Genomic DNA, 25,551 nt, shown 5'->3' with positions numbered 1-25,551 from the left:
GAACGTTAAAAAAGATCGGATCTTTATTTAACAATCGATCAACCCCAAGCCATTAGCGCTGCTTGGGGAAAACATGTCTATTTTTATATAATCAAATAGTTAATAAAGAAAGATCCAAATAGCGTCCTAATTTGCCGCTAAGTGTTTTTTGGTGCGGGATCACGCCTAAACAAGGTGCTTTAATCATTCGATTAAGTGTCGACAAATATTGCGCTTGGAAAACACCTGCGGGTTCAACTTCATTGGCCACCCAGCCTACCACAGATAAACCTGAAGCTTTGATAGACTCCATGGTTAACAGTGCATGATTTATACAACCTAACTTAACCCCAACGACTAAAATAACGGGTAGCTGCTGTTCAATCACCCAATCTGCATACGTTTTTTCTCTGGATAGCGGGGTATACCAGCCACCAGCACCTTCCACTAATAGCCAATCAGCTTGGGACTTCAAATAAGCCAAGCCTTTATTTATCACTGAAAATTCAATGGGTTGATTTAGTTCTTCACTGATAATATGCGGTGAAGTTGGCGCCTCAAATACAATCGGGTTAATCACCTCATAGGGTAATTTAACCTGGCTATTAGCTTGTAATAATAATGCATCACTATTTCGCAGGCCATGCTCAGTCATCTCACTTCCTGATGCGACTGGTTTATAACCCACTGTTTTCCAGCCTTGTTTTCCCGCGGCTTGCAACAAAGCACAGCTCGCCACAGTTTTTCCGACCTCAGTATCCGTTCCGGTTACAAAGTACGTTTTAGTCACGGTAAAGCACTCCAAACACCGTATGATAAGTTAAAGGTAAGCCTTGTTCTGTCATTGGATAGAGCAAAGCAAGTTGCTGCAAATGCTGGCGGGTCATTAGCCCCGCTTTACGCTTCGTGGTCAAGTGTGTCGCGCCAATCCCTTTCAGTGAATGAAGCAGCGCTATTAACTCAGGAAAATAGAGTGTATCCTTCTGAAAAATAAGTTCATGTCTCCATGACTGACAACTATTTCGTATCTGCTGAACACTGAGAAAGGCATTCACATGTGAATAGCCGTCAAGTGAATGCCAAGCTGAGGATAATTCTGTCAGAGAATGCTCTGCAAGTGTGGTGAACACCACTACTCCCCCCGGTTTTGTCACTCGATATAACTCGCTTAATGCTTTGCTCAGATCTTGGCACCATTGGACCGACAAATTGGAAAAAACCACGTCAAAGAGTTGTGGATCCAATGGAATGGATTCTATATCCGCACATAAATAATGATCGGCAACGGCTTTCGTTTGCGCCATTTCGAGCATTCCCACAGAAAGATCTAATGCGGTGACGCGATGCCCTTGATTTTTCAATTTATGGCTGAAATACCCCGTACCGCACCCTGCATCTAAAATATGCAATGGCGCCGTTGATTGTGAGTGATTTAAGGCTGAAGCCAGTTGACCAAGCAGTTGTGTTCCTGTTGATCGTTGATAACTTGCCACTGCGTCATAACTTTTAGCCGCACGGCCAAATGCCGCCGCAATTTTATGCTTTTCACGACTGAGCGATAAAGTCATGTAAAGCCTCCAATAATTGATCGATATCTTGACGTTGGTGTGCAGCACTTAACGTGATCCGTAACCTAGCACTCCCAGGCGGGACCGTTGGCGGTCGGATCGCTTGCACCCAAATGTTTTTTTTGCGTAAAAAATTGGCTAACTGTTGGCTCGCTTGGTTTTCACCAACAATTAGTGGCTGAATAGCCGTGGTTGAATCAGTTAGCTGCATACCATCAAAGTCAGCATTATGTCTAAAATATTTAATATGTTGGTTAAGCTTTTCTCTTGCGTGCTCTGCGAGCTTAATTTGCTCAACGGCTGCTAGCAGTGCGACAGCCTGAGCGGGTGGCATTGACGTGCTATAAATTAAATGGCGTGCGGACTGTACAAAATAGTCAGCCGTTGGCTCATCACACAGCACCGCTGCGCCACTTAAACCAAATGCTTTGCCAAATGTCACGACTAAAATTTCAGGTTTAATTCCACTCGCAAAACAGCTGCCACGGCCTTGCTCTCCGGTAACGCCAACACCATGAGCATCATCAACCATCAACCAAGCTTGCTGATTTCTAACGATTTCCTGCAATTGTTGAAGGGGAGCACTATCACCATCCATACTAAAAACCCCTTCCGTGACGACAAGCGTTTTTCCTGAAACAGGTTTTTGAATTAACTTATTAAGTGATAGAGGATTATTATGCTGAAAGCGCCTTAATTGAGCCCCTGAATGAATCGAGGCCTCCACAATCGATGCATGGCTAAGTTTATCCGCTAAAATACGATCATTTGCCGTCATTAATGCCGTGATCACCGCATGGTTCGCAGCAAAACCTGAAATAAACAGTAAGGCTTTCGGGTAGCCTAGCCAATCAGCGAGCGCTTGCTCTAATTTATCATGTGCTTTGGTGAACCCGGTAATATGCCCCGATCCCCCACTTCCCACACCATATTCATCAGCACCGCGTTGCCACGCGGCAATTACTTGAGGATGATGAGATAGCCCCAAATAATCATTGGATGAAAAATTAAGAAATTCTTTTCCAGCTAGAAAAAGTGAACGACCATTAGCACTATCAATACAGCGCCGTTGACGCCAGATAGAAGCCTGCTTACGCTGCTCTATCTGGTTTTGTATAAATGATTGCCAAGTCATTATACTGCTGCGTTATAAAATTGATGGTTATCCGCGGTTAACAGCGTTTCGGCTAACTTAGCAGCTTGATGGTTATCCCCTTCGTCAGTTTCAATTCGCTCAGGGTTAATATTCAGTTTTCTAAATAGTGCTAAATCTTTGTTTTCATCGGGGTTTGGCGTCGTTAATAATTTACACCCATAGAATACGGAGTTCGCACCGGCCATAAAACATAATGCCTGAGTTTGCTCATTCATATATTCACGACCTGCCGATAGCCTAACGTATGACGTTGGCATCATGATACGTGCAACGGCAATAGTGCGAATAAAATCAAATGCATCGACATCTTCGTTATCGGCCATTGGGGTTCCTTCAACTTTCATCAACATGTTGATCGGCACACTTTCTGGTGGCTTCGGTAAATTTGCCAATTGCACTAATAATGCCGCTCGGTCACTGACTTTCTCACCTAAGCCTAAAATCCCACCAGAGCAGACTTTGATCCCTGCATCTCGGACATTTTCGAGTGTATTCAAGCGGTCTTGATAACTGCGAGTCGTAATAATATTGCCGTAGTATTCAGGAGAGGTATCAAGGTTATGGTTATAATAATCTAACCCGGCTTCTGCTAAGCGTTGAGCTTGGGAATTATCAATCATCCCTAATGTCATACAGGTTTCCATCCCTAATGACTTCACTTCTTTTACCATCATCTCAAGATAAGGCATATCGCGTTCTTTCGGATTCCGCCACGCAGCCCCCATACAAAAGCGGGTTGAGCCTGCTTGCTTCGCTTTTTTCGCGGATTCCAGCACTTGCTGAACTTCCATTAACTTTTCAGTTTCTAGCCCTGTTTTATAGCGCGCACTTTGCGCACAATATTTGCAATCTTCAGGGCAAGCCCCGGTTTTAATCGATAACAACGTACTCACTTGCACTTGCTGCGGGTCGAAATGTTGGCGATGAATTTGCTGTGCCTGAAATAATAATTCAAAAAAAGGCATTGAAAACAGTTCATTAGCTTGTTTTATTGTCCACTGTTTTAATTGGCTCACGGAAACTCTCCAGTTGAAAAAGTTGTTGCCAGTTTAAATATTGCGACTATCATGTCAACTAAAATGATCTAAAAAAGTTGACGATGATAGCAAATGGATAATGTAGATATTCAGTTTGATGCCAAACATATTTGGCACCCTTATACCTCGATGAGCCAACCAATTCCGGCTTACCCGATAGTTGAAGCCCATGGCGCTGAGCTAATCATGGCCGATGGAAAAAAATTAATTGATGGTATGTCTTCATGGTGGGCTGCTATTCATGGTTATAATCATCCTGTATTAAACCAAGCGGTAACAACGCAATTAGCGAAAATGTCCCATGTGATGTTTGGCGGGATCACACACCCACCTGCTGTGAACCTATGTAAGCAATTGGTTGCCATCACACCAGAGCCGCTGGAATGTGTCTTTCTTGCCGATTCCGGCTCCGTGGCGGTTGAAGTTGCTCTGAAAATGGCATTGCAATATTGGCAAGCCAAAGGGGAAAAGCGCCAGCGGATCCTCACATTACGTCATGGATATCATGGAGATACTTTCGGTGCGATGGCCGTTTGTGACCCTGATAATTCAATGCATGGCCTGTATAAGGGGTATTTACCTCCGCATATTTTTGTGGAAGCGCCTCAATGCGGTTTTTACGACGAATGGGACAGCACCGATTTGCATCCTCTTGAAGTACAACTTGCCGAAAATAGTGATGAAATTGCAGCGATCATCCTTGAGCCGATCGTCCAAGGTGCCGGTGGTATGCGCATCTATCACCCTGAATATTTAAAGGGAGTCCGCCATTTGTGCGATCAGTATGGTTTGCTATTGATTGCTGATGAAATTGCGACTGGTTTTGGTCGTACAGGGAAATTGTTTGCTTGCCAGCATGCTGATATATCACCCGATATTATGTGTTTAGGTAAGGCACTAACAGGTGGTTATATGACACTTTCAGCCACCCTCACAACTCGCCATGTGGCAGAAACCATTAGCAATGGTGAAGCAGGTTGTTTTATGCATGGGCCAACCTTTATGGGTAACCCTCTCGCCTGTGCTGTAGCGGATGCCAGTTTGACCTTATTACTCAATAGCCCTTGGCAGGAAACAGTTGCCGATATCGAACAACAACTTAAGGCTGAATTGATGCCTTTAATATCCCACCCTAGTGTTGCAGATGTGCGCATTCTTGGTGCAATTGGCGTAATTGAAATGAAGCAGCCCGTAAACACAGCCGCTTTGCAAAAAGTATTTGTGGAAAATGGTGTTTGGGTTCGCCCATTCGGCAAGCTGATTTATGTGATGCCACCGTATATCATCACCCCCGAGCAACTCAGTAAAGTGACAAATGCAATGGCAAAAGTGTTGGGATAGCACGATAAACTCAATGATAATCGAAGTGATTCTAACTGAATTTTTAATCTAGAGTATTTCATAAATCATTTGAGCTGTAACAAGGCGGCAAGTGAAACTAAGCCCTAGGAGCATACACCAGTATGTGACTAGGGTTAGTAAACGTAGCCAACACAGTTACGGCTCAAAGGATGACTGAAATGACCCACATAGGACCTTTCCCGACCCTATACCTTCCTATTTGCGTCAATTTCCCCGTAATTGGGTCAATTTCAGAGACTGAAATATGGTCTGACTTTTGCCCGCTCGAAATTAAAAAACGGCCTGTCGCATCAATATTAAAGCCCCTTGGGTGCGTCTCTGTTGGGTAGCGTGCTTCTAATGTTAGCTCGCAACCGTCATCAGAAACCAGATAGTGGCTGAGGTAGCTTTCTGAGCGCTCACTAACATACAAATGGCGGCCATCTGGCGTAATATGGATATCGGCAGCCCAGCGCTGGCTTTCGTTACCTAATGGGTAATTTGCCAAAGTTTGCATATTACGATAGCGAGTAAATTTATGATACACGCCTACCGTTGAGTCTAACTCATTCACACAATAAATGACTTTTTCACTTGGATGGAAGGCCAGATGACGAGGGCCTGATTTCGCTGCTGTAGTAATTTGATCCGCAGTTGCTTCGGTTAAATAACCATTTTCATGTAAATCGAATAAACGGATATGGTCTTCGCCCAAGCAAGGAACCCAAAGCTGTTGATTATCAACATCGACATGGGAAGAGTGTGGATTACGCAAGCCTTCAATAACTTGGACGACTTGATTTGGCACACCCTCGCCATTGATGGCCAGCACCGATAGGTTGTGTTGATGGTATGAAGGGACAAATAAATATTTGCCCGTGTTATCCAATGATAAGTGAACTGGCGTTCCCGGAACGGATGTTTCTGCTTTTAAACGCAGTAATCCTTTCTCTTCAATTTCATAGGTTACGACGCGAAAATTCGGGCGCACGCCAATATAAAGGTGTTTTTTATCATGGCTTAGTACCATAGGTTGCACTTGGCCCGGTGTTTTTACCGTTTGTAAAAGAGTAAGTTCACCAACCTCATTCATCGACCACACGTGAATTTGCTGACTCTCGGGGCTCGCAATATAAACAACCTGATTCATCCTGACTCCTTAATTCATGATAAAAATACAAAACCGTATCTATAGCCTACTACATTGGCTTCACTATACCCTATATTATGCAAATTACGCTGAGTAAATAGCGCCAAGGTTCAGTATCATAAGTTTAAAGCTACAATCACTTCATCCAATAACTCAGAGGAGGATGCTGACACCAAACTTCCCCCATTGATCACGTTTGTTTTATTACCATTAATATTTGCATAATAAACTCCAGCTTCAGTAAGGCAAGGTAAAATAGCAGCGATATCCCATGGTTTCATTAACGTATCAATAGCACAATCGATCCTTCCTGTTGCTACCATTGAATGCTGATAACAATCATTTATAAAAACCATATCTTGAGCAGAATTAACGACATTTGATAGATTGTAAGCTTTGTTACCTTCTCTACTATCAAAATTAGTACTGTGAATTCCTGATATCGAAACAACAGCTTCACTTAATTTTTTCGTTTTTTTTATCTGAGTACATATCCGTTTTGGTGCAAGATCACCTTTTTTAGACCAACACCCGTTTCCTAACGATGCATAATACATAGTATCAATGGCGGGAAATGATATAACACCGACAAGGGGGATGCCACGTTCAACATAAGCAATCAAAGTACTAAATAATGGAACGCCATACAAAAATGCGCGTGTTCCATCAATAGGATCTATTATCCATCCGGTAGAAAATTCACCTTCAATATTTGTTCCGAGCTCCTCCCCTAAAATAGAAATATGTGGGGTTTTCACCTGAAGTACTTCTCTTATCACATTTTCTACTTTAAGATCTGTAGCGGTAACAATGGTGTTATCTATTTTTCTTGTAAATGTACCAGCTTCGTAAAAGCCTTTTAGTGAATATTTACTAGCAGTATTAGCGGCTTCTAAAGCAATATTTAACACTGTAGAACTCCTTGACTAGTTTTTTTGTCACTCATTGCAATCCGAACGTTCTCAACATAAAACCATCAAGATTACCCTTGAATGACTCAATAGTAGACCATGCAAAATCTGAGTGCTCAGAACTTAAACAAACATGACCAGAGCATAAAACATTGAAGTTTAATTGAATACAACTTTGGCCAATTGCTTGGTACTCAACCGCACCGACAAAACCAGAAATTTCAATAACTATCATTCCGGTTTCTTCTGCAATTTCACGACTAAGCGCTGTCTGCATATCTTCATCATACTCCATGCCACCAGAAGGAATTTCCCATACATTTGGCATGAACTCGCCTTCTGAACGCTTCAAAAACAGAATTTTTGAATCATGTCCAGCTTTGATTAAACCGCCTACAACAACACGATCATAGTTTTTAAGTTTGGATATTACTGAATGAGGAATATATTTCTCTATCATCTTCGATACTTCTCTGCAACAGATAAAATGATTGATAAATAATTATCAATAAAATTGAAACGCTCTTCTCCATACCAAATATCCAACTTAAACATGCTATTGTGAAATTTTATAGCATTTTCGAAATGAGCTTTATTAACTCGAATTTTCTCATCATAGTCACGAGAGATTTTATTTGGTGAATGAAAGAGAAAATATTCATTCATAGGGCACGTTGAGCCAGGTATATCAGCTTCAAGTGCACCAGCTTGGTTTAGTTTCTCTACGAATTCATGCAGACCAATTGAAAATTTAGACTCATCAAATATAATTGGCATGGCATACCACGCTGGATTTGCTTTTTTGGGAATGCGAACTATCTTTAACCCATCAATTTGCTCAATTCCTGTTTTCAATAAATGAGCAGTTTCCCTTTTTTCTTGCATCATCTGTTCAAAGTTTAGCATTTGAGGCATAACAACCGAAGCGCCTAGTGGGTGCATTCTTAAATTAAGACCAGTACCTGTAATAGCAAAATCTCTTAAAATATCAGTGTTCACTTCCTTTTTTGCACGCTTATTAAAATGACCGACTAACACAGCTCGTTCGTAGAATTCGCGATGCTTAGTGGCAAAGAAGCCACCTTCACCTGACGTTAGTATTTTCTTCCCCTGAAAACTCCAAGCAGAGCCATCAGAAAAACTCCCAATCATTTTGCCATCCCAAGTTGCTCCATGTGCATGAGAGCTATCTTCTAATAAAAGAATTTCGTATCGTTCACATATATCTATCAGTTCATCCATATCACATGGTATTCCCCACATATGTGTAATAATCACCGCTTTCGTTTTATCGTTAATCAGAGCTTCTACGGATTTTGGATCTACATTGCCATTATCCCCACAGTCTGCAAATTTTAGTTCAGCGCCTAGCTGGTGAAGTGGGGAGCATGTAGCAAAGAATGTATAGCTAGGAACTATTACTTCATCTCCTCTGCCTATACCTGCCCCATAAAACATGGAAAATAATGCTGTAGTGCCAGAATTAACAGCAATTGCATTTTCTACATTGAAAATTTCTTTAAATGTACTTTCTAGACGCTCGTAAATCCCACCATTATCATAAATTGATATATCTTCAAAAAGTTGCCTATTAACACTATCTTTAATTTCATCTGTAATAATTGGATGGCTAAACTTACAGTATTTCGATTTCATCATATTTCCATTCCTTTTGATTTTTTTACTTTATAACCACTATCTTTGAAAGCAACTTCTAAAATATCGGTCACGGCAAGTGAACTAACTAAGTTACTATTGAAACCGTCTTGAGAATCACTAAATAAAATTTCTCGATACATACGAACAAATGGTGACTCAAGTTCATTAATAAAATCAAATTCATTTATTATTTTTTGTTTTTTTGATTTAACCTGAACCATATATTTATTTCCATAAATAATAAAATTATCACTTATTAATGTTACATCCTCATGTTTTTTATATCCTACGCAGGATATATATATAAATATAATTACACCTCTGCATTGTAACTCTACAAAAGCAATATCATCAACATCATATTCACCAGAAGAAGTATTTATTAACCTAGAATAATTAACACTGATTTCATCCCCATCAAATAAATAGTTTACTAAATTTACAATATGGTAGCCCATATCCAACCAAACGCCACCACCAGAAATCGCATTATTGCCTCTCCAGTCACTATTCGGATTTTTACTAGGTATAGTATATCTTATTTCTACTTGGGAGGCCTTTTCTCCTGTTGAGATTAAACATTCTTTCAGTTTTTCATAAGCTAACGTATATCGTTTTTGACAAACAGTAAAAAACCTCATATCATTTTTAATTATTAAATCCTTTAACTTTCGTGCCTGCATGACATTTAACGCAAATGGCTTTTCTTTTATGATTGTTGTTACATTACTTTTACAGCAATAACAAATTATATCTTCATACAACTCATGAGGAAGAGCAATAATAATTGTATCTGGCTCAATTTCATCGATCATTTTACGATAACAAATATAAGTAGAAGGACTGTAATTTAACAATAACTTTGCTTTATAAATATTGCTTATAGATATGTCACACAATGCACTAATACTCACCCCCAAATTACATAATGCGGGTATGTGTTCCTTTCTTACAATATTTCCACATCCAATTATCGCTAGCCTCATATAATCAGATCCCCATATTAATGGTACGGTTAATTTTCAATTTAAAGCAACATGCATATCAGTTATATATCTTATGAAAAAAATCATCTAATAAAATTACTTTTTATATTATGCTTATCTATTTTTAATAAATATCAAGGTATACTATTTCAATTTCATGTTTTAATTTCGCATCAAAATTTTGTTAACCACGACAATAAACCCTTTATTCTCATCGCTACGAATTATTTCAATGTAGTATGAGTCTATGCTAACGATTTTTTAAGCACTCAGAATTCTGACTCCGCAATTTTCTCAAAGAACTCCTCATTACCTTAAAATTTAAAAATCATAGTCGATATTGAGCTTTTCACATCAAAAATATCTATCTTAACAAGATGGAATATCTATCCCTGATAGACAACCTTCAGCAACAGCTAGATTTAACAATGCCAATTAATATTATCTACCATTTGACGCAGCTATTAGTTTGATTTCGCTTTAATTGTAAGGATGACACAAAGAACAAATAATAATGATACTAAAACGGTTCAGTTAACGTTATGATGATAAAACATACCAAGTTGACTGTTTTTATAGCAATAATTTCTCGTTATTCGTTAAATTCATCATCTCCCTATCTCTAGCCCTTTAGTAAGATAGGTAACAACTAAATCACGTGGAGCCGTTTATGTCATACCGCGTTATTGCGCTCGATCTTGATGGAACACTGCTTGATCACCAGAAAAAAATCCTGCCAGAATCGTTAGCTGCTTTACAAGAAGCTCGCCGCCAAGGCGTTAAAGTGATCATTGTGACAGGTCGTCATCATGTCGCTATTCATCCGTTTTACCAAACCTTAGACCTTGATACGCCAGCGATCTGTTGCAACGGAACTTATCTATACGATTATTTAGGCAAAAAAGTCCTAAAATCCAATCCAATGACCCTCGATTCCGTTACACAAATGATAGACAAGCTGCGTGGAACGGATATTCAGCATTTAATGTATGTTGATAACGCTATGTTATACAACGCAAAAACAGAGGGCATCCAGCGTACACTTAATTGGGCCGAATCCTTACCTGTTGCACAGCGCCCAGCCATTGAATTTGTTGAAGACTACGCCGATGTGATGCATCACTATGATTCTATTTGGAAATTTGCTGTTAGCTCACCAAATACGGAGCAACTTCATCAAATCGTTAGTGAAATTGAAAATGACTTTGGTTTAGATTGTGAATGGTCTTGGATGGATCAAGTGGACGTCGGTCGCAAAGGCAATAGCAAAGGCCAACGCTTAAAAGAGTGGGTCGAATCCCAAGGGATGACGATGAATGATGTTGTGGCTTTCGGCGATAACTTCAATGACTTAAGTATGCTGACCACCGCAGGTTTAGGTGTTGCCATGGGCAATGCGGTTGATGAAATTAAGCAGCAGGCCAAATTAGTCACTCGCATTAATACCGAACCCGGTATTGCTGAAGTAATCCGTAAATACGTTCTGTAATCTTCTCGTGAATTATCAGTTCAAAGGAAAGCCCCGCTTTCCTTTTCTTATTTTCTATTGCCACAGCGCCAAGAACGATACCCTTTACTCTAAGTCATTGGTGTTGTGGCTAGGCGGCAAATGAAGCTATCCCAAGGAGCATACAGAAGTATGTGACTTGGGTAGCTGAATGTAGCCAACAACGCCACAGCGACAAGGACGACGAGTAATTATAGATGACGTGATAATGATACCGCCTTCACTTGCGCATACACCTTGCGACCCTTACGAATAGAAAGCTCATCCCTTGCCCAGCGAGTGATCCGCGCCCATAAATAATGTTCTTCGCCTAAATCTAGCTTCACATCCACTTGTTCGCCATCTTCAATCCATTCAACGACTTCTGCGGCTAAAATATTGCGAATACTACTCACTTGTGGCTTTTCGAGTACCAAAGAAACATCAGCGGCGTCAATACGTATCCGTACATCAGCCCCCTGCTGTGCCTCAACGCGTGGGATCCACAGTTTTTGGCTACCTACAATCACCGCTGTCATTTCATAATCAGGGTGTTGGCTATGCACCGTTGCACTCACCACACTGCTTAACGTTTCTTGCTGTAGCCAAGGGCGCAAAGCACTACTTGCCCAAACGTCTTCCAAAGGGCCAAACGCTTTTACTTTTCCTTGCGCCATCACAATGACTTTATCCGCAAGGCGTAAAATTTCATCCAAACTATGGCTGACATATAAAATTGGAATTTTAACGTCTTGGGACAGTTTTTCTAAATACGGTAAGAGTTCGCGCTTTCTGGGCAAATCCAAAGAGGCTAGCGGCTCATCCATCAGTAGAATTTCAGGTGCTGTGAGCAAGGCTCTACCAATAGCTACACGCTGTTTTTCACCGCCAGATAGTGTAATTGGATAACGATTTAGCAGTTTTTCTATACCAAGCAAGCCGACAATATCATCAAAGCGGTCTTTCATTATAGGTGACATGCCATAACGCAAATTGCTTTTCACCCGATAATGAGGAAATAACCGTGCATCTTGAAACACATAACCGATATGGCGTTGTTCCGGTGGTAAGCAAATACCTTTTTCCATATCCACCAATGTACGGCCATTTAGCACAACTCGCCCTGTATTGGGTTTCGTTAACCCACCTATCACATTGATAAGCGAGGTTTTACCTGCACCTGAAAGCCCAAAAACCGCAGTAATGCTTTCCGTTGGCAGTTGTGTTGTGACTTCAAGCTGTAAGTCCCCTAGTCTTTGAGAAAAATCGAGTTCTAACATGCTAAGCCACCCCCAAACGCTTTTTACCCCAACGGGTGAGCCACTCTGAGATCAATAATGAAATCAAGGCTAAAATAATCGCAATGACACATAAACGCGCAGCGTCTACCTCCGCTCCCGGCGTTTCAATTAAGGTGTACATCGCTAATGGGATGGTTTGTGTTTCACCGGGTATATTCGAAACAAATGTAATTGTGGCGCCAAATTCACCAAGCGAACGTGCAAATGCTAATACTGTTCCGACAATAATGCCGGGAAGAGAAAGCGGAATGGTTATCGTGAAAAAAACACGCAACGGTGTTGCACCTAATGTCCTCGCGGCTAATTCCAATTTTTGGTCAACCGCCTCAAGCGCTAAACGAATTGCACGCACCATCAGTGGAAATGCGACCACGGCAGACGCAAGCGCAGCCCCTCGCCAACTAAAGGTAAAACTAAAACCAAACCAGTTATATAACCATTCACCAATAAAACCGCGTTTTCCCATACTGATCAACAGTAAATAACCCACTACCACTGGCGGCAGCACCAGTGGTAGATGGATAATACTATCGAGCAGTGTTTTTCCAGGAAAATTACAGCGAACTAGCACCCATGCCACTAAAATACCTAACGGTAAACTGAAAATGACAGCCACACTGGATACTTTTAGGCTTAGGTAAATCGCTTCCCATTCATAAGGACTTAACATCTGCAAAAAAATGCTCTCTTAACGTTTATTGAGTACGAGGTTCAAAACCGTAACGTTTGAATACTTCTGAAGCCGCTGGGGTTTTTAAGTATTCATAATAATCACGCGTTGCTTGGTTATCTTGATCTTTAACAATCGCCATTGGGTATTCAACAGGTTTATGGGTATCTGCTGGGAAAACACCAACGACTTTCACTTTTTGGCTAGCGACAGCATCAGAACCATAAACAATCCCTAAAGGGGCTTCTTGGCGTTCAACTAATGCCATACCGCTACGCACGTTATTCGTACGTGCTAACAGCGGGTCAACCGTTTCCCATGCACCTAAGTTGCTTAATGCCTCTTTCGCATAGATACCAACAGGAACATGATCAGGGTCACCAACGGCTAAACGGCCACCGTCTAACAGTTTTTTCCAATCAGTTTGTTTATTAATTTCAACTTTATCGATTTTTGCATCTTTCGGTGCGATTAACACCAATTCATTACCTAATAATGTATAGCGCGTATCTTCCACCATCAACTTTTTATCGATGGCGTAATCCATCCATTGTTGATCAGCAGAAATGAACAAGTTAGCGGGTGCGCCTTGCTCAATTTGACGAGCCAAAGTTGAAGAAGACGCATAAGAAGCAACAACTTCAACTTTCGTGTCTTTTTTATACTGCTCTGAAATTTCATTCAATGCATTCGTCAAAGAAGCCGCTGCAAAAACCGTAATTTTATCAGCTGCAAAGCTATTGCTAGCCAGAGTTAATGTCAATGTTGCGCCAGCAAGAAGTGATACCAAACCTTTTTTCATTTTAATTCACCATAGTATTAATCAACACGCTATATATAACAGGATACAGCGATAACTTAAAGTCAAACTACGTATAAAAGTGTGCTGGCTCAAGAAATGATGCAATTTTGTTGCATGTTTTCCCTAAAACTCCACGAGCGATGAAAAATCCCCCAACCGTAAAATCGTTTTTATGTAGAGAACAATTTATTTCCTTTGTAATTTTATCGGCACAAATTGTGCCTATTTCAGTATTTCATTCTACTTTTACAAACGACATAGCAAAGGTAATTATATGGGGACGTTTTCGACAAAACTAACGACTCACCTTATGGCTGAGTTAACAATTGAACAATTTAATGGGTTATTTGATAAAGAAATAGCACCTGAAACCTTAGATTCTTTAGCAAAATCGGCGAGTGATGGAAACTTAGAGAGTATTGATTTATTGCATAACATTGCTCTTAGGCAAGACTCTGCAGGAAAAAATGCAGAAAACATCCTATTTGATTTATTTAGTGGAAAACGTTCCGCGGTAAAAGGAATCGATAAAGAAATACAAAAAACCAGTCAGGTTCTGTATCAATCCAAACACCATAGAGAGGCTTTTAAACACCCTTCTAAACTGTTGTATATCATTGGCTCAACCCTAGAAAAACTCGACGATAAAATCGAATTAACCCATTTATTTGCGCAAAACCTACCACCAGTGTTAGGTCATGAATCAGATCTCTGGGGTAATAACCGGATGATAACAAGCGATGAAATTGGCTCTACCGATAAGAGAGAAACGGGATCCTCGACAATGTTAACGGTTAATAGCCCTATTGGCCTCATGCAAAATAATGAGAACCTACTATATGACATAGTTTCTCAGAAAATTATAAGCCAACAACCTCTTAGCCAACTGGAACTATTTCCTGTCAATATTAATAATAACCATTGGGTCTTATTTGTGCTTTACCAAGATGAGGTAAAAAATGAGATAAAGGGGATGGTTTTTAATTCTTTTTACGAGCTCGACTCGGAGGCTAAACAGAAAATTGCGCAAGCAGCTGAATTAGCTGGAGCAAAAAAAATTCATTATATTGAAAAGAATATTCAACAATATGTCCCTAATGGATGTGGGCTTTTTGTTCATCAAGCAATCAAAGAACTTACAGAACAGACACCAACGGACCCCATTGAAGCCCTAATGCAGTTCCTATCCTCTTTTTCAGAGAAAACCAGTGAAGAACAACAACAATTTAATATTCAAAAGCGCAGGCAATTATATTCTAGCTACCTAGATAGCCTAAAACCAAAAAGAAAAACCCCCTGACAGCATTTACCATCAAGGGGTCTATAATTAATTCGAATAGTATTCGCTAAGCGTTACTTATTCTCAGTATTATGATGATGAGGTACGTGTGCTTTAGACAGTAAGTTAAAGAACGCGCCCAAACCATAGATCAAACCCATGATCAAAAACATAACAACTGGAACCATCATCAGGGCAAAACCCAGACTTTTAATTAGTTCTAACATAGGAAAAAACCTCTTCAGTGATACTGTACCCACCAGCCTACAAGATACGCTGACGAGGGAAAACTTGACTCTCAATACATTGAGTATAAATCAAATCAAAATAATAACGCACAATTACGTTATAATGGAGACTATTTTAGACAAAATATTATACTAACGACATACTAAACGTGCTTTTTACGTCTGTCATCACCAGCCACACCGGAAGGGAGGAATTTATGCAGGCCGAAATTTTACTCACACTGAAACTACAGGGCAGTTTATTTGCTGATCCTCGCCGTATCGCGCTACTCAAACAAATTAAAGCGACAGGCTCTATCAGCCAAGGGGCTAAACTTGCTGGGATCAGCTATAAAAGTGCTTGGGATGCCATCAATGAAATGAATCAACTCACTGATGATATCCTTGTTGATAGAGCAACAGGGGGTAAAGGCGGTGGCGGTACAACACTCACACACTACGGTGAAAGATTACTTCAACTGTATGATTTATTAGCACAAATCCAACAAAAAGCCTTTGATGTTCTAAAAGAAGACAATCTCCCTTTAGACAGCTTATTAGCAGCTATTTCACGGTTTTCATTGCAAACCAGTGCTCGTAACCAATTTTTTGGGACGTTAATTTCCCGTGACCACATGCAAGTTCAGCAACATGTGCAAATTCGCTTATCAGATAACAGTACTGTGATTAATGCCGCACTAACAGAGCAAAGTGCTAACCGTTTAGGGTTAACTGAAGGTAAAGAAGTACTCGCATTGATTAAAGCGCCTTGGGTAAAAATTACTAAACAACCCGCCCCAACTGGCTTTGATAACCATCTTGAAGGGAAAATTACCACGTTAGAGCGAGGTAATGAGAACAGTGAAGTCATTGTGACACTTACAGGCGGTGAAACGTTATGTTCAACCATGCCAAACAGTGAAATTGATAGTCAATCATTGAAAGTGAATAATAGCGTTACCGCATTATTCAATGCGGACCAAGTGATTATCGCCACCCTCTGTTAGTGTGCTAACTAAGCTTACTTGCTATCATAAGTGAGTAAGCATTCACCTTTTTTCTCTTACCATGCTGTTCAGCTGTTGACTTTATCTTCAATCCTGATTATTTGTGATAGATGACAAGGTAAATAATCATGATAAGGAAGCTTGATGGGCACAATAACAATACAACATGGCAACTTTAAGCTCAGCGAAATACAAACTTTAGACATTCAACAACTTAATATCGAAAAAGGGGATAATTGGGCTTTTATTGGTGCCAATGGTAGCGGTAAATCTTCACTTGCTCGGGTACTTTCTAATGAACTTCCCCCACTTTCTGGCGTTGTAAAAAATACATTCACCTCTCCAGTTCGTCTATCATTTGAACAATTACAAAAAATCATCAATGAAGAATGGCAGCGCAATAACACAGATATGCTCAGTGATGATGAAGATGACACAGGGTATACAGCCGCTGAAATCATCCAGTTTAACCATAAAGACAATGAATATTGCCTTGAGCTTGCCGCTCGCTTCGGTATCAGTGACCTGCTGTCTCGTCGGTTTAAGTACCTTTCTACAGGAGAAACTCGCAAGGTACTGTTATGCCAAACATTAATGGGTAACCCCGACCTGCTAATCCTTGATGAGCCATTTGATGGCCTAGATGTCTATTCCAGAAGTCATCTTAGCGAGCTGCTATCAAGTTTGTCTGAAAAAGGCTTAACTTTAGTATTAGTGCTAAACCGCTTCGATGAGCTCCCAGACTTTATTGAAAACATCGGTGTCGTCGCTGACTGCAAGTTAACGATGGCAGGAGATAGAGAGTCAGTACTCGCTAACACGCTAATAACGCAATTACAACACAGCGAGAAAATTAAGCAGCTTTCCATCCCTGAAACAGAGGACCCCACCACAGACGAAAAACTGGATGACACGACACCCCGTATTATTTTGAGAAATGGTATCGTTAGCTACAATGACGAACCGATATTGCACGGGTTAAATTGGCAGGTAAACCCAAACGAACACTGGCAAATTATCGGTGAAAATGGGGCTGGAAAATCAACGTTACTGAGCCTGATCACAGGGGATCACCCTCAGGGATACAGTAATGACCTAACGTTATTTGGTCACCGTCGTGGAACAGGAGAAACCATATGGGATATTAAGCGCCATATTGGTTACGTCAGCAATAGCATTCACCAAGAATACCGTGTCGCCACCAGTGTACTCAATGTCATCATTTCCGGTTTTCATGATTCTATTGGCTTGTACCAAACCCCTTCCGACCGCCAAATACAATTAGCGTATGAATGGTTAGCTTTGTTAGGTTTTTCAACGCAAATAGCTCAACAACCTTTCCATAGTCTTTCATGGGGGCAACAACGCTTAGTTTTAATTGCTCGCGCGCTAGTTAAACACCCTGCTATGCTGATCTTAGATGAGCCATTGCAAGGTCTAGATGGTCTTAATAGGTTGTTAGTTCTGCGGTTTATTGATGTCATGCTAAGCCAAGGTAACACACAGCTCCTGTTCGTCAGCCATCATCAAGAAGACGCCCCTGCTTGTATTACACATCGGCTCACTTTTGTCCCTGACAAGGGTAAATACCGTTACGATATTGAAGAGCTTTAATTTTTAACTTATTTGCCAATAGATGCGATAAAACTATTGGCAAATTTAATCTACTGTTTAATAAATAGTGACGAAATCACACGAACACAATCTATTGATTTTACTTAACTTATTATTTTGTTGATTATTTTAAATTAGAAAATTCACACAAAACCATTACACTGCGCCCCTTCTAATAATTTAGACATCTTAATGGATATTCTTTATGGCTTGGTTAATGTTAGCCTCTTCACTTACAGCGCTTGCAACACATCGTTTAATTGCACTTTTTTTACTCGCTTGCACAATTATTACCGCAGCACTTACACAGGTTATTGATTGGCAAGCAGTTCTGCTATTGGTTGGTATTACAATAATTGTCATTATTCGTTTGCGTATCCAACACTATTTATCCATAAAAATTATCAGTGAAACTACCTTACTCGTTTGTGCAGTTGGCCTCTTTATTCACTTATTTCCCGGGTTTAATAACCTAAAATATCTCGATAAAGTTTCCGTAGGCGCGCATAGCGCCCCTTTCACAATGTATTTTAATTTTGATAAGGCACTCGTCCCTTTTATTTTATTTGCCTGCTTACCAACGTTATTTGTCTGCCGCCCAGCCAAACATGCAACTAAAGTTCAATGGGCACTGCTGGTTATTTCTGTCCCGCTTTTATTGTTAATCGCTACTGCCGCCGGTGGATTAGCCTTTGAATCACATTTCCCTAGTTGGCTACCGGCCTTTGTGCTCTGTAATCTATTTTTTGTTTCCTTAGCGGAAGAAGCGCTATTTCGAGGATATTTACAGCAACGTTTAACCCTTTGGTTAAAATCCCCATACCTCGCATTAGTGATTGCTTCGCTGTTATTTGGTGCTGTACATTTTGCTGGTGGACCACTGTTAATTCTCTTTGCTACGTTAGCGGGTTTGATTTATGGCCTAGCTTGGATGTGGAGTGGTAAATTATGGCTTGCTGTATCGATTCACTTCGGGTTAAATTTGGGACATCTGTTATTTTTTACTTATCCTGTAAAAATGGTGGTGAGTCAATAAAAAGGCAAGGCAACGAATTTTAAACTAAGTTTCACATGAAAATTTCTTTGATCGTGACTTTTTTGATTTGGTTTAGATAAAACGTAAGTTGCTACTGGCGTTCGAGTTGACTATCCCTATAATGTAGGTCAGCAATAATTCATTTTTAATTTGAGTGTACTGATAGGAGTTTTAGCTATGGCTGTAACTAAACTGGTTTTAGTAAGACACGGTGAAAGTGAGTGGAACAAAGAGAACCGCTTCACAGGTTGGACTGACGTAGAACTGTCTGATAAAGGCCGCGAAGAAGCAAAAATTGCAGGCCAACTGCTAAAAGACGAAGGTTTTGTTTTTGATTTTGCTTACACTTCCGTTCTGAAACGCGCTATCCATACTTTATGGAATATCCTTGATCAAGTTGAACAGCAATGGTTACCTGTTGAAAAAAGCTGGAAACTGAACGAACGCCATTACGGTGCACTGCAAGGTTTGGACAAATCAGAAACCGCTGCAAAATACGGTGACGAACAAGTTAAATTATGGCGTCGTGGTTTTGCCATCACTCCTCCAGATCTGACTAAAGATGATGAGCGTTTCCCTGGCCATGACCCTCGCTATGCGAAACTGTCAGAAAAAGAACTGCCTGTCACTGAAAGCTTAGCAACCACTATCGAGCGTGTTGTCCCTTATTGGGAAGAAGTGATTAAGCCTCGCGTTGCTAGCGGTGAAAAAGTCATCATTGCGGCTCACGGTAACTCTTTACGTGCCTTAGTTAAATACTTGGATAACATGGGTGAAGATGAAATTCTGAACCTGAATATCCCAACTGCGGTCCCAATGGTTTATGAATTCGATGAAAACATGAAGCCAATCAAACGTTACTATTTAGGTAACCAAGATGAAATCGCAGCTAAACAAGCTGCAGTAGCAAACCAAGGTAAAGCGAAGTAAGCATTTACGATTGCTATCGATAGAGGGTTAAGCGAAAGCTTAGCCCTTTTTTTGTCATAATTATCTTTCTTTTCCGCAAAATTCATTAACTCAAGGTGTAAGAAATCACAATAACCGACTATCATAGGGAAAACAGATTGAAAGGTTGATAAAACAATAAAATGAACAAATTTAATATGTATGTTTGGGTTGGTCTTGTACTTAGCGCCAGTATTTTAGGTTCTCTGCTGTATATGATCCAAGGCGGTGAATTAGTCGTTGATGGTTCAAATGGTGCAGCTAATGCCGAACTGATGAAAACCTTAATGATCATTGCTTGTGTCAGCTTTCCAGTACAAATTATTAGTATGATGGTGATGACTTATAAACCTCGGTTATCCATTGTTCTTGCGGTATTAAGTAGCCTCGCATTAATGCCAATCACCATTGTGTTTACCATGGGAATGATTTTCTCTGCGATCCGTTGGCGTTACCATCAACTAAACCAATTTGATACCTCATTAAATGTTCAATTTGACCAGCGCGTTGAGTTCAACAAACGCAATAACCGTATTTTAGTCGTTGCACTTGGTTTAATTAGTGTCACTTTTATTATATTGAGCCAAAGCTTGGGGATGTTTCTATTTGTTTTCACAATTTTCCTTGGTTACTTTGGCAAAAAAGCGAGTGACAGTATCTATTTAGCGATTAAAGATTCATATTTCTATATTCGCCCAAATATTTTCGCCTACTGCTATCGTATTCCATTAAAAGAGGTGAAATATGTTAAAGGCGAGAAAGGCAAAGTACACTTTGATGTTCAAGTCGATAATGAAGTACTGCAATTAACGGCAACGCCAGCGAATGCAACACCGGAAGAGCAAGCTAAGCTGGAAGAATTATTAAATAGAATTCAAAAATAAAATACCATAAAAAAGCCAGTTAACGATGTTCTTTCATCGCTATCACTGGCTTTTTATAACTAAGTTTTATCGATTGCGGCGGGCAATCACTGCATCCGATAATTGACGTAACACTTTTTCAGTATCACTCCAACCGATACACGCATCTGTCACACTTTTACCGTAAACTAGTGGCTCATCAGATTCGAGATTTTGGTTACCTTCCACAAGATTACTTTCAATCATAATTCCTGTAATTGAGCGGTCACCTTGGCTGATTTGCTCGCTAACATCTGTTGCCACTTCCATCTGTTTTTCGAATTTTTTACAGCTATTCGCATGACTAAAATCAATCATGATACTCGGCACAAGCCCTGCTTTCTCTAGCCCTTCACGTACTTCTTGCACATGCTTAGCACTGTAATTCGGCTCTTTACCACCACGTAAAATAATATGGCAATCTGGGTTTCCGCTAGTGTTCACAATAGCAGAATGTCCCCACTTAGTTACCGATAAGAAACAATGAGCTGAACGTGCTGAATTAATTGCATCAATTGCAATTTTAATCGTACCATCAGTACCATTTTTAAAGCCGACAGGGCAAGATAAGCCTGACGCTAACTCACGGTGAATTTGTGATTCAGTGGTACGAGCACCGATTGCCCCCCAACTCATCAAGTCTGCCACATACTGTGGGCTGATGACATCTAAGAATTCACCCGCAGTCGGTAAGCCTTGGTTATTGATTGTTAACAGCAATTCACGTGCAATACGTAAACCTTCATTAATATCAAAGCTACAATCCATTTTAGGGTCATTAATTAGCCCTTTCCAGCCTACTGTTGTGCGCGGCTTTTCAAAATACACACGCATCACGATTTCCAATGAGCCTTTTAATTCCTCACGTAATTTACCCAAGCGCTCAGCGTACTCTAAAGCCGCTTTAGTATCATGAATTGAGCAAGGGCCAATGACGACCACTAAACGGTCATCTTTACCGGCTAAAATATTGTGGATTGCCAGGCGTGCTTCATGAACGGTAAACGCAGCTTTGTCGGTTGCTGGAAATTTTTCGAGCAGAGCAATTGGTGGTAATAATTCTTTAATTTGTTTTATTCTGACGTCATCGTTCTGATAATTCATACCCGTATATCCAATGTTTATTATTTTTTACTGTAGTTGATTTACATGCCAAATTTATCCACGTTAGTTTCGCTCGAACAAAGCGCAGAGTAAACAGCTGAATTTCCTCGCTGTACCCAAAGGATAAAAGAGAATTAGCATCGAAATTTTAATCTAACCGTTCAACAGACATCTGTAAACAGGCAAGCGCACGATAAAACTAGGACTTTATTAGCCGCCAATTATAAAATGAGGTGAAATGTTGAAATTTAGCACAATAAGTCAGCGAAAATAGCATTTTACAGAGCAAATAATAGCTAAAACAGCTAAATGACGATAATGTCACTTTCGCTGTTTTAGTCGATTTTTTCTCTCTAAGTGCGGGAAATAGGCAAAGAGCCGTTTTCTTTTGCTGATTTTATCCAAAGTCTAGAGCCATTTAGGGCGATACCTAATAAAATTAAGTATTCTAATGACATGGCATAAACGCCTTGAATAAAGAAAATCACAATACTGATGACGTTAATAATGACCCACAATAACCAGTTTTCAACATACTTACGCGTCATTAAAATCATTGCGACAACAGAAAGAATGGTCATTGCTGAATCCCAGAATGGGAATGCGTCAGGTTCTATCGTAGGCATCGCAAGGTTGGCACCAAATAGGTTTAATAACTCGACAGCCCATCTCGCAAGCACACCAAATACCGCATCAATATTAAATGTCAGATAAATAATAGCGATGATTGAAATAACGAGTGTGATAGCAGCTTTTGGTAAGCTCAACCAACGAATTTTTAGTTCTGCTTGCTGTGAACTAGTCACTCGGCTCCATGCGTACCAGCCATAGATATTAGCAACAAAGAAAAATATCTGTAGCAATAAATTTGCATATAGCTGAATTTGAAAGAAAATAACCGCGAATAGAGAAACATTAATTAACCCAAACAGGTAATTAATCGTTTTTTCTAGGCTAGCAAGCAAAATGCAAAGTAAGCCGGCAATCGTCCCCACGGCTTCAATGTAAGATAAATCATAAACTGAACCCCAGAGTGGGATCTGCACTAACGTATTGGCTGTACTAAAGAAATCCATCCCAAAATCCTTTATAAGTGATCGTTAATGTTGTATTGCTCAGTACTTCATTCAAATTGTATTTTATTATTTTAGACTCTCTGCAAAATCTAGCATCTTATTTAATGGTCGTAATGCTTTTTCTCGTAATATTTCACTAACTTGAATTTGATGGCCTTGGGTACTCCCTTCTAAAGCATCAGCAATCGCTTTTAAGCCATTCATTGCCATCCAAGGGCAATGTGCACAAGTGCGGCATGTAGCGCCCTCACCCGCTGTAGGAGCAATGTAAAGCGTCTTATCCGGGCAAGCTTGCTGCATTTTGTAAAAAATACCTTTATCCGTCGCCACTATCATTGATGGGTTAGGTAAATTTTGTGCCGCTTTAATTAACTGGCTTGTAGAACCCACCGCATCTGCAAGGTCGACAATCGCTTGTGGTGACTCGGGGTGAACCAATACCGCTGCCTCGGGGTACAACGCTTTCATTTTTTCTAATGATTGGGTTTTAAATTCATCATGAACAATACAAGCCCCTTCCCAACAAAGAATATCAGCGCCTGTTTGCTGTTGAACATAGCGTCCGAGATGGCGGTCAGGAGCCCAAATAATTTTCTCACCCAAGCTGTCAAGGTGTTCGATTAACTCGACAGCAATACTGGATGTCACCACCCAATCAGCCCGCGCTTTTACTGCTGCTGATGTATTCGCATATACCACAACAGTCCTATCAGGGTGCTCATCACAAAAACGGATAAACGCCTCTTCAGGGCAGCCTATATCCAGAGAACATTGGGCTTCTAATGTTGGCATTAAAACTTGCTTTTCTGGGCTGAGGATCTTTGCAGTTTCCCCCATAAATTTCACGCCAGCAACAACCAAAGTTGAAGCCGAATGCTTAGCACCAAAACGCGCCATTTCCAATGAGTCTGCAACGCAACCTCCCGTTTCTTCAGCCAATGCTTGAATTTCAGGGTCGGTATAGTAATGTGCAACGATTACCGCATTTTTATCCACCAAAAGCGACTTAATCTTCTGCCGATAAAAGGCTTTTTCATCCGAGCTTAATCGTGCTGGTTTTGCTGGGAATGGATAAACTGACTGGTCAAAATCGATAAACACGCTCATTGGTTGCCTCTGTTTAGCAAAAAGCGATTTTATCACCTTGTATAAGTTTAAAACCGCAAGTTTACGCACATTTTGTTTTATATACTAAACAAGATACCCCACTTAGCTTAATAAGTCTCCTTTCTTTTTACCTATCGAATGACCTTTTGAGCTCACATTTTGGCTTTTTTACACTTTTTACGTCTGAACCTTCGCTTTTATATGCCTTTATCGGTATCGTAGCAGCCATTGTTATACTTAATAGGCAAGTTATGGAATCACCTGCATCTTTAATAAATAAAATTATCTCTATTTCATTACTCGATCCAAGAATTGAAGCAGTCATATTGACGGGATCTCGTGCTCGGGAGCAAGACATTGATAGCTATTCAGATATTGATATTGAGTTGATTGGCCATGGTACAACTGAAATATTTAAGCAGAAGTCTTGGATTAATCAGTTTGGTGAACCTTTAGTTGCTCTTCATTTGCTAAATCTTGAAGAAGATGCGCCTGATTGGCCAACCTGTTTGGTCATTTTTAAAGAGGGTCGTAAAGTGGATTTCACCTTTGCCGAACCTGAGCGATTATCTAAGATGAAGCAGGAAGGTTTAGATGCCACTTTTTCTCGCGGCTTTGCAGTATTACTCGATAAAACCGGGATCACCGAAGGCTTACCTGAAAGTATTAATCAACAAGTACTCACACCACCTCAATTCACTGCGGAGCAATTTACTGAAGTTGTCTCTGACTTTTGGCATGAAGCTCATCAGGTCACGGTAGCTTTAACTCGAGATGAATTATGGGTCGCATGGTCAAGAAGCGCTGATATGAAACAGTATTTTTTGACCATGATAGAACGTCTAGTCGCTATGCAAAATGATGATGTTTGGTATAAAGGACGTAACTACCATGAATGGATGCCTAAGAAATATATCAAAGCGCTAGAAATTATCTTTAATTGTGGAACCGCACATAGCGCAGCATTGTCTCTTCAATGCTTAATGCGTTGCTTTAATGAGGCCACTACCGAGCTCGCTAGCCTGCAAGGCTTCGATGATATGCAGCTGATGGCAGAGCAAATGCAAGAATTGCTTATTGGTATTTTACAGGATAACGCGCTACTCCCTGAAATACTGTAAAATAAGGTAACTAAAGCACAACGAAGGAACGTAGTGCTTTTATTGCCGAAGTACGACCAATCGAATATATATTATTGACTTAAA

General features: G+C 40.2%; 25 protein-coding genes. 9 read left to right on the top strand and 16 right to left on the bottom strand.

Going from position 1 to position 25,551, the window contains the following annotated elements:
• Positions 1 to 91 precede the first annotated feature (91 nt).
• From bioD to bioB, 4 genes are read right to left on the bottom strand one after another with little or no spacing between them, the layout of a single operon-like run.
• Entirely contained in the window at positions 92 to 769 is a 678-nt protein-coding gene (gene bioD, locus PR800_RS00125) for a dethiobiotin synthase (protein WP_272529902.1), read from the bottom strand.
• Positions 762 to 1,547 (bottom strand): malonyl-ACP O-methyltransferase BioC, encoded by a 786-nt coding sequence (bioC, locus tag PR800_RS00120; RefSeq protein ID WP_239978856.1) that lies wholly within the window; start codon positions 1,545 to 1,547, stop codon positions 762 to 764. The genes bioD and bioC overlap by 8 nt, the downstream gene beginning before the upstream one ends.
• A complete protein-coding gene (bioF, locus tag PR800_RS00115) occupies positions 1,525 to 2,682 on the bottom strand; it encodes an 8-amino-7-oxononanoate synthase (RefSeq protein WP_102138358.1) in 1,158 nt (385 codons plus the stop codon). Before bioF ends, bioC begins: the two co-directional genes overlap by 23 nt.
• Positions 2,682 to 3,719: a biotin synthase BioB gene (bioB, locus tag PR800_RS00110; RefSeq protein WP_102138357.1), complete on the bottom strand. Its 1,038-nt coding sequence runs from the start codon at positions 3,717 to 3,719 to the stop codon at positions 2,682 to 2,684. The genes bioF and bioB overlap by 1 nt, the downstream gene beginning before the upstream one ends.
• 93 nt (positions 3,720 to 3,812) lie before the next feature.
• Here bioB and bioA point away from each other — a divergent pair, with 93 nt between their 5' ends.
• A complete protein-coding gene (gene bioA / locus PR800_RS00105) occupies positions 3,813 to 5,081 on the top strand; it encodes an adenosylmethionine--8-amino-7-oxononanoate transaminase (RefSeq protein ID WP_102138356.1) in 1,269 nt (422 codons plus the stop codon).
• A gap of 163 nt (positions 5,082 to 5,244) precedes the next feature.
• Here the strand turns inward: bioA and pgl are convergent, their stop codons facing one another.
• From pgl to PR800_RS00080, 5 genes are all read right to left on the bottom strand, one after another.
• Positions 5,245 to 6,231, bottom strand: coding sequence for a 6-phosphogluconolactonase (gene pgl / locus PR800_RS00100; protein WP_181489880.1), 987 nt, complete (start codon positions 6,229 to 6,231; stop codon positions 5,245 to 5,247).
• A 116-nt stretch (positions 6,232 to 6,347) separates the two neighbouring features.
• Positions 6,348 to 7,142 (bottom strand): inositol monophosphatase family protein, encoded by a 795-nt coding sequence (locus PR800_RS00095; protein ID WP_102138354.1) that lies wholly within the window; start codon positions 7,140 to 7,142, stop codon positions 6,348 to 6,350.
• Positions 7,143 to 7,173: 31 nt separating this feature from the next.
• Complete coding sequence (locus PR800_RS00090) at positions 7,174 to 7,602, bottom strand: NUDIX hydrolase (RefSeq protein ID WP_195698347.1); 429 nt, start codon at positions 7,600 to 7,602, stop codon at positions 7,174 to 7,176.
• A complete protein-coding gene (locus PR800_RS00085; protein ID WP_272529899.1) occupies positions 7,599 to 8,801 on the bottom strand; it encodes a DegT/DnrJ/EryC1/StrS family aminotransferase in 1,203 nt (400 codons plus the stop codon). Before PR800_RS00085 ends, PR800_RS00090 begins: the two co-directional genes overlap by 4 nt.
• Entirely contained in the window at positions 8,798 to 9,787 is a 990-nt protein-coding gene (locus PR800_RS00080; protein ID WP_272529898.1) for a Gfo/Idh/MocA family protein, read from the bottom strand. The genes PR800_RS00085 and PR800_RS00080 overlap by 4 nt, the downstream gene beginning before the upstream one ends.
• 670 nt (positions 9,788 to 10,457) lie before the next feature.
• On the opposite strand from PR800_RS00080, the gene PR800_RS00075 reads away from it, so the two are divergent.
• Positions 10,458 to 11,276 carry a pyridoxal phosphatase gene (locus PR800_RS00075; protein WP_102138351.1) on the top strand — a complete coding sequence of 273 codons (819 nt, stop codon included), beginning with the start codon at positions 10,458 to 10,460 and terminating at the stop codon, positions 11,274 to 11,276.
• Positions 11,277 to 11,485: 209 nt separating this feature from the next.
• Here PR800_RS00075 and modC read toward each other — a convergent pair whose 3' ends face one another.
• The 3 genes from modC to modA are packed head-to-tail and all read right to left on the bottom strand — an operon-like array spanning position 11,486 to position 14,046.
• Entirely contained in the window at positions 11,486 to 12,553 is a 1,068-nt protein-coding gene (gene modC, locus PR800_RS00070; RefSeq protein ID WP_206275908.1) for a molybdenum ABC transporter ATP-binding protein ModC, read from the bottom strand.
• A gap of 1 nt (position 12,554) precedes the next feature.
• Complete coding sequence (gene modB, locus PR800_RS00065) at positions 12,555 to 13,244, bottom strand: molybdate ABC transporter permease subunit (RefSeq protein WP_004256724.1); 690 nt, start codon at positions 13,242 to 13,244, stop codon at positions 12,555 to 12,557.
• A gap of 25 nt (positions 13,245 to 13,269) precedes the next feature.
• Positions 13,270 to 14,046: a molybdate ABC transporter substrate-binding protein gene (modA, locus tag PR800_RS00060; RefSeq protein ID WP_166266355.1), complete on the bottom strand. Its 777-nt coding sequence runs from the start codon at positions 14,044 to 14,046 to the stop codon at positions 13,270 to 13,272.
• Between the two features lie 310 nt (positions 14,047 to 14,356).
• On the opposite strand from modA, the gene PR800_RS00055 reads away from it, so the two are divergent.
• A complete protein-coding gene (locus PR800_RS00055; RefSeq protein ID WP_272529896.1) occupies positions 14,357 to 15,346 on the top strand; it encodes an ElaD/SseL family deubiquitinase in 990 nt (329 codons plus the stop codon).
• Between the two features lie 53 nt (positions 15,347 to 15,399).
• Here PR800_RS00055 and PR800_RS00050 read toward each other — a convergent pair whose 3' ends face one another.
• Positions 15,400 to 15,552, bottom strand: coding sequence for an AcrZ family multidrug efflux pump-associated protein (locus tag PR800_RS00050; protein WP_004256731.1), 153 nt, complete (start codon positions 15,550 to 15,552; stop codon positions 15,400 to 15,402).
• A gap of 218 nt (positions 15,553 to 15,770) precedes the next feature.
• Here PR800_RS00050 and modE point away from each other — a divergent pair, with 218 nt between their 5' ends.
• The 5 genes from modE to PR800_RS00025 all read left to right on the top strand — a co-directional run bounded on the left by modE (position 15,771) and on the right by PR800_RS00025 (position 21,041).
• Positions 15,771 to 16,559: a molybdenum-dependent transcriptional regulator gene (gene modE, locus PR800_RS00045; RefSeq protein WP_166266349.1), complete on the top strand. Its 789-nt coding sequence runs from the start codon at positions 15,771 to 15,773 to the stop codon at positions 16,557 to 16,559.
• 144 nt (positions 16,560 to 16,703) lie between these two features.
• Positions 16,704 to 18,173 (top strand): molybdate ABC transporter ATP-binding protein ModF, encoded by a 1,470-nt coding sequence (gene modF / locus PR800_RS00040; protein ID WP_102138346.1) that lies wholly within the window; start codon positions 16,704 to 16,706, stop codon positions 18,171 to 18,173.
• A gap of 205 nt (positions 18,174 to 18,378) precedes the next feature.
• Positions 18,379 to 19,209, top strand: coding sequence for a CPBP family intramembrane glutamic endopeptidase (locus PR800_RS00035; RefSeq protein WP_272529894.1), 831 nt, complete (start codon positions 18,379 to 18,381; stop codon positions 19,207 to 19,209).
• 177 nt (positions 19,210 to 19,386) lie between these two features.
• Entirely contained in the window at positions 19,387 to 20,139 is a 753-nt protein-coding gene (gene gpmA / locus PR800_RS00030; RefSeq protein ID WP_102138344.1) for a 2,3-diphosphoglycerate-dependent phosphoglycerate mutase, read from the top strand.
• Positions 20,140 to 20,300: 161 nt separating this feature from the next.
• Positions 20,301 to 21,041 carry a hypothetical protein gene (locus tag PR800_RS00025; RefSeq protein ID WP_102138343.1) on the top strand — a complete coding sequence of 247 codons (741 nt, stop codon included), beginning with the start codon at positions 20,301 to 20,303 and terminating at the stop codon, positions 21,039 to 21,041.
• Between the two features lie 66 nt (positions 21,042 to 21,107).
• Here PR800_RS00025 and aroG read toward each other — a convergent pair whose 3' ends face one another.
• From aroG to nadA, 3 genes are all read right to left on the bottom strand, one after another.
• Entirely contained in the window at positions 21,108 to 22,163 is a 1,056-nt protein-coding gene (gene aroG / locus PR800_RS00020) for a 3-deoxy-7-phosphoheptulonate synthase AroG (RefSeq protein ID WP_102138342.1), read from the bottom strand.
• A gap of 353 nt (positions 22,164 to 22,516) precedes the next feature.
• Positions 22,517 to 23,239 carry a nicotinamide riboside transporter PnuC gene (gene pnuC / locus PR800_RS00015; protein ID WP_102138341.1) on the bottom strand — a complete coding sequence of 241 codons (723 nt, stop codon included), beginning with the start codon at positions 23,237 to 23,239 and terminating at the stop codon, positions 22,517 to 22,519.
• 66 nt (positions 23,240 to 23,305) lie between these two features.
• Complete coding sequence (gene nadA / locus PR800_RS00010) at positions 23,306 to 24,346, bottom strand: quinolinate synthase NadA (RefSeq protein ID WP_102138340.1); 1,041 nt, start codon at positions 24,344 to 24,346, stop codon at positions 23,306 to 23,308.
• A gap of 251 nt (positions 24,347 to 24,597) precedes the next feature.
• Between nadA and PR800_RS00005 the strand changes: the two genes are divergently transcribed.
• Positions 24,598 to 25,467 carry an aminoglycoside 6-adenylyltransferase gene (locus tag PR800_RS00005; protein ID WP_166266343.1) on the top strand — a complete coding sequence of 290 codons (870 nt, stop codon included), beginning with the start codon at positions 24,598 to 24,600 and terminating at the stop codon, positions 25,465 to 25,467.
• Positions 25,468 to 25,551 lie beyond the last annotated feature (84 nt).

Origin of the sequence: Providencia sp. PROV205, assembly GCF_028479505.1 — a bacterium.
GTDB lineage: Bacteria > Pseudomonadota > Gammaproteobacteria > Enterobacterales > Enterobacteriaceae > Providencia > Providencia huaxiensis.
This window is presented reverse-complemented; position numbering and strand designations above follow the sequence as displayed.

What these genes read in the sequence shown, in the direction of transcription:
- PR800_RS00075 (WP_102138351.1), top strand. Translation starts at nt 10,458, where the DNA reads ATGTCATACCGCGTTATTGCGCTCGATCTTGATGGAACACTGCTTGAT.
- pnuC (WP_102138341.1), bottom strand. Translation starts at nt 23,239, where the DNA reads ATGGATTTCTTTAGTACAGCCAATACGTTAGTGCAGATCCCACTCTGG.
- PR800_RS00005 (WP_166266343.1), top strand. Translation starts at nt 24,598, where the DNA reads ATGGAATCACCTGCATCTTTAATAAATAAAATTATCTCTATTTCATTA.
- gpmA (WP_102138344.1), top strand. Translation starts at nt 19,387, where the DNA reads ATGGCTGTAACTAAACTGGTTTTAGTAAGACACGGTGAAAGTGAGTGG.
- PR800_RS00025 (WP_102138343.1), top strand. Translation starts at nt 20,301, where the DNA reads ATGAACAAATTTAATATGTATGTTTGGGTTGGTCTTGTACTTAGCGCC.
- nadA (WP_102138340.1), bottom strand. Translation starts at nt 24,346, where the DNA reads ATGAGCGTGTTTATCGATTTTGACCAGTCAGTTTATCCATTCCCAGCA.
- modC (WP_206275908.1), bottom strand. Translation starts at nt 12,553, where the DNA reads ATGTTAGAACTCGATTTTTCTCAAAGACTAGGGGACTTACAGCTTGAA.
- PR800_RS00090 (WP_195698347.1), bottom strand. Translation starts at nt 7,602, where the DNA reads ATGATAGAGAAATATATTCCTCATTCAGTAATATCCAAACTTAAAAAC.
- bioC (WP_239978856.1), bottom strand. Translation starts at nt 1,547, where the DNA reads ATGACTTTATCGCTCAGTCGTGAAAAGCATAAAATTGCGGCGGCATTT.
- aroG (WP_102138342.1), bottom strand. Translation starts at nt 22,163, where the DNA reads ATGAATTATCAGAACGATGACGTCAGAATAAAACAAATTAAAGAATTA.
- modA (WP_166266355.1), bottom strand. Translation starts at nt 14,046, where the DNA reads ATGAAAAAAGGTTTGGTATCACTTCTTGCTGGCGCAACATTGACATTA.
- modF (WP_102138346.1), top strand. Translation starts at nt 16,704, where the DNA reads ATGGGCACAATAACAATACAACATGGCAACTTTAAGCTCAGCGAAATA.
- bioA (WP_102138356.1), top strand. Translation starts at nt 3,813, where the DNA reads ATGGATAATGTAGATATTCAGTTTGATGCCAAACATATTTGGCACCCT.
- bioF (WP_102138358.1), bottom strand. Translation starts at nt 2,682, where the DNA reads ATGACTTGGCAATCATTTATACAAAACCAGATAGAGCAGCGTAAGCAG.
- pgl (WP_181489880.1), bottom strand. Translation starts at nt 6,231, where the DNA reads ATGAATCAGGTTGTTTATATTGCGAGCCCCGAGAGTCAGCAAATTCAC.
- modE (WP_166266349.1), top strand. Translation starts at nt 15,771, where the DNA reads ATGCAGGCCGAAATTTTACTCACACTGAAACTACAGGGCAGTTTATTT.
- PR800_RS00055 (WP_272529896.1), top strand. Translation starts at nt 14,357, where the DNA reads ATGGCTGAGTTAACAATTGAACAATTTAATGGGTTATTTGATAAAGAA.
- PR800_RS00080 (WP_272529898.1), bottom strand. Translation starts at nt 9,787, where the DNA reads ATGAGGCTAGCGATAATTGGATGTGGAAATATTGTAAGAAAGGAACAC.
- PR800_RS00085 (WP_272529899.1), bottom strand. Translation starts at nt 8,801, where the DNA reads ATGATGAAATCGAAATACTGTAAGTTTAGCCATCCAATTATTACAGAT.
- modB (WP_004256724.1), bottom strand. Translation starts at nt 13,244, where the DNA reads ATGTTAAGTCCTTATGAATGGGAAGCGATTTACCTAAGCCTAAAAGTA.
- PR800_RS00050 (WP_004256731.1), bottom strand. Translation starts at nt 15,552, where the DNA reads ATGTTAGAACTAATTAAAAGTCTGGGTTTTGCCCTGATGATGGTTCCA.
- PR800_RS00035 (WP_272529894.1), top strand. Translation starts at nt 18,379, where the DNA reads ATGGCTTGGTTAATGTTAGCCTCTTCACTTACAGCGCTTGCAACACAT.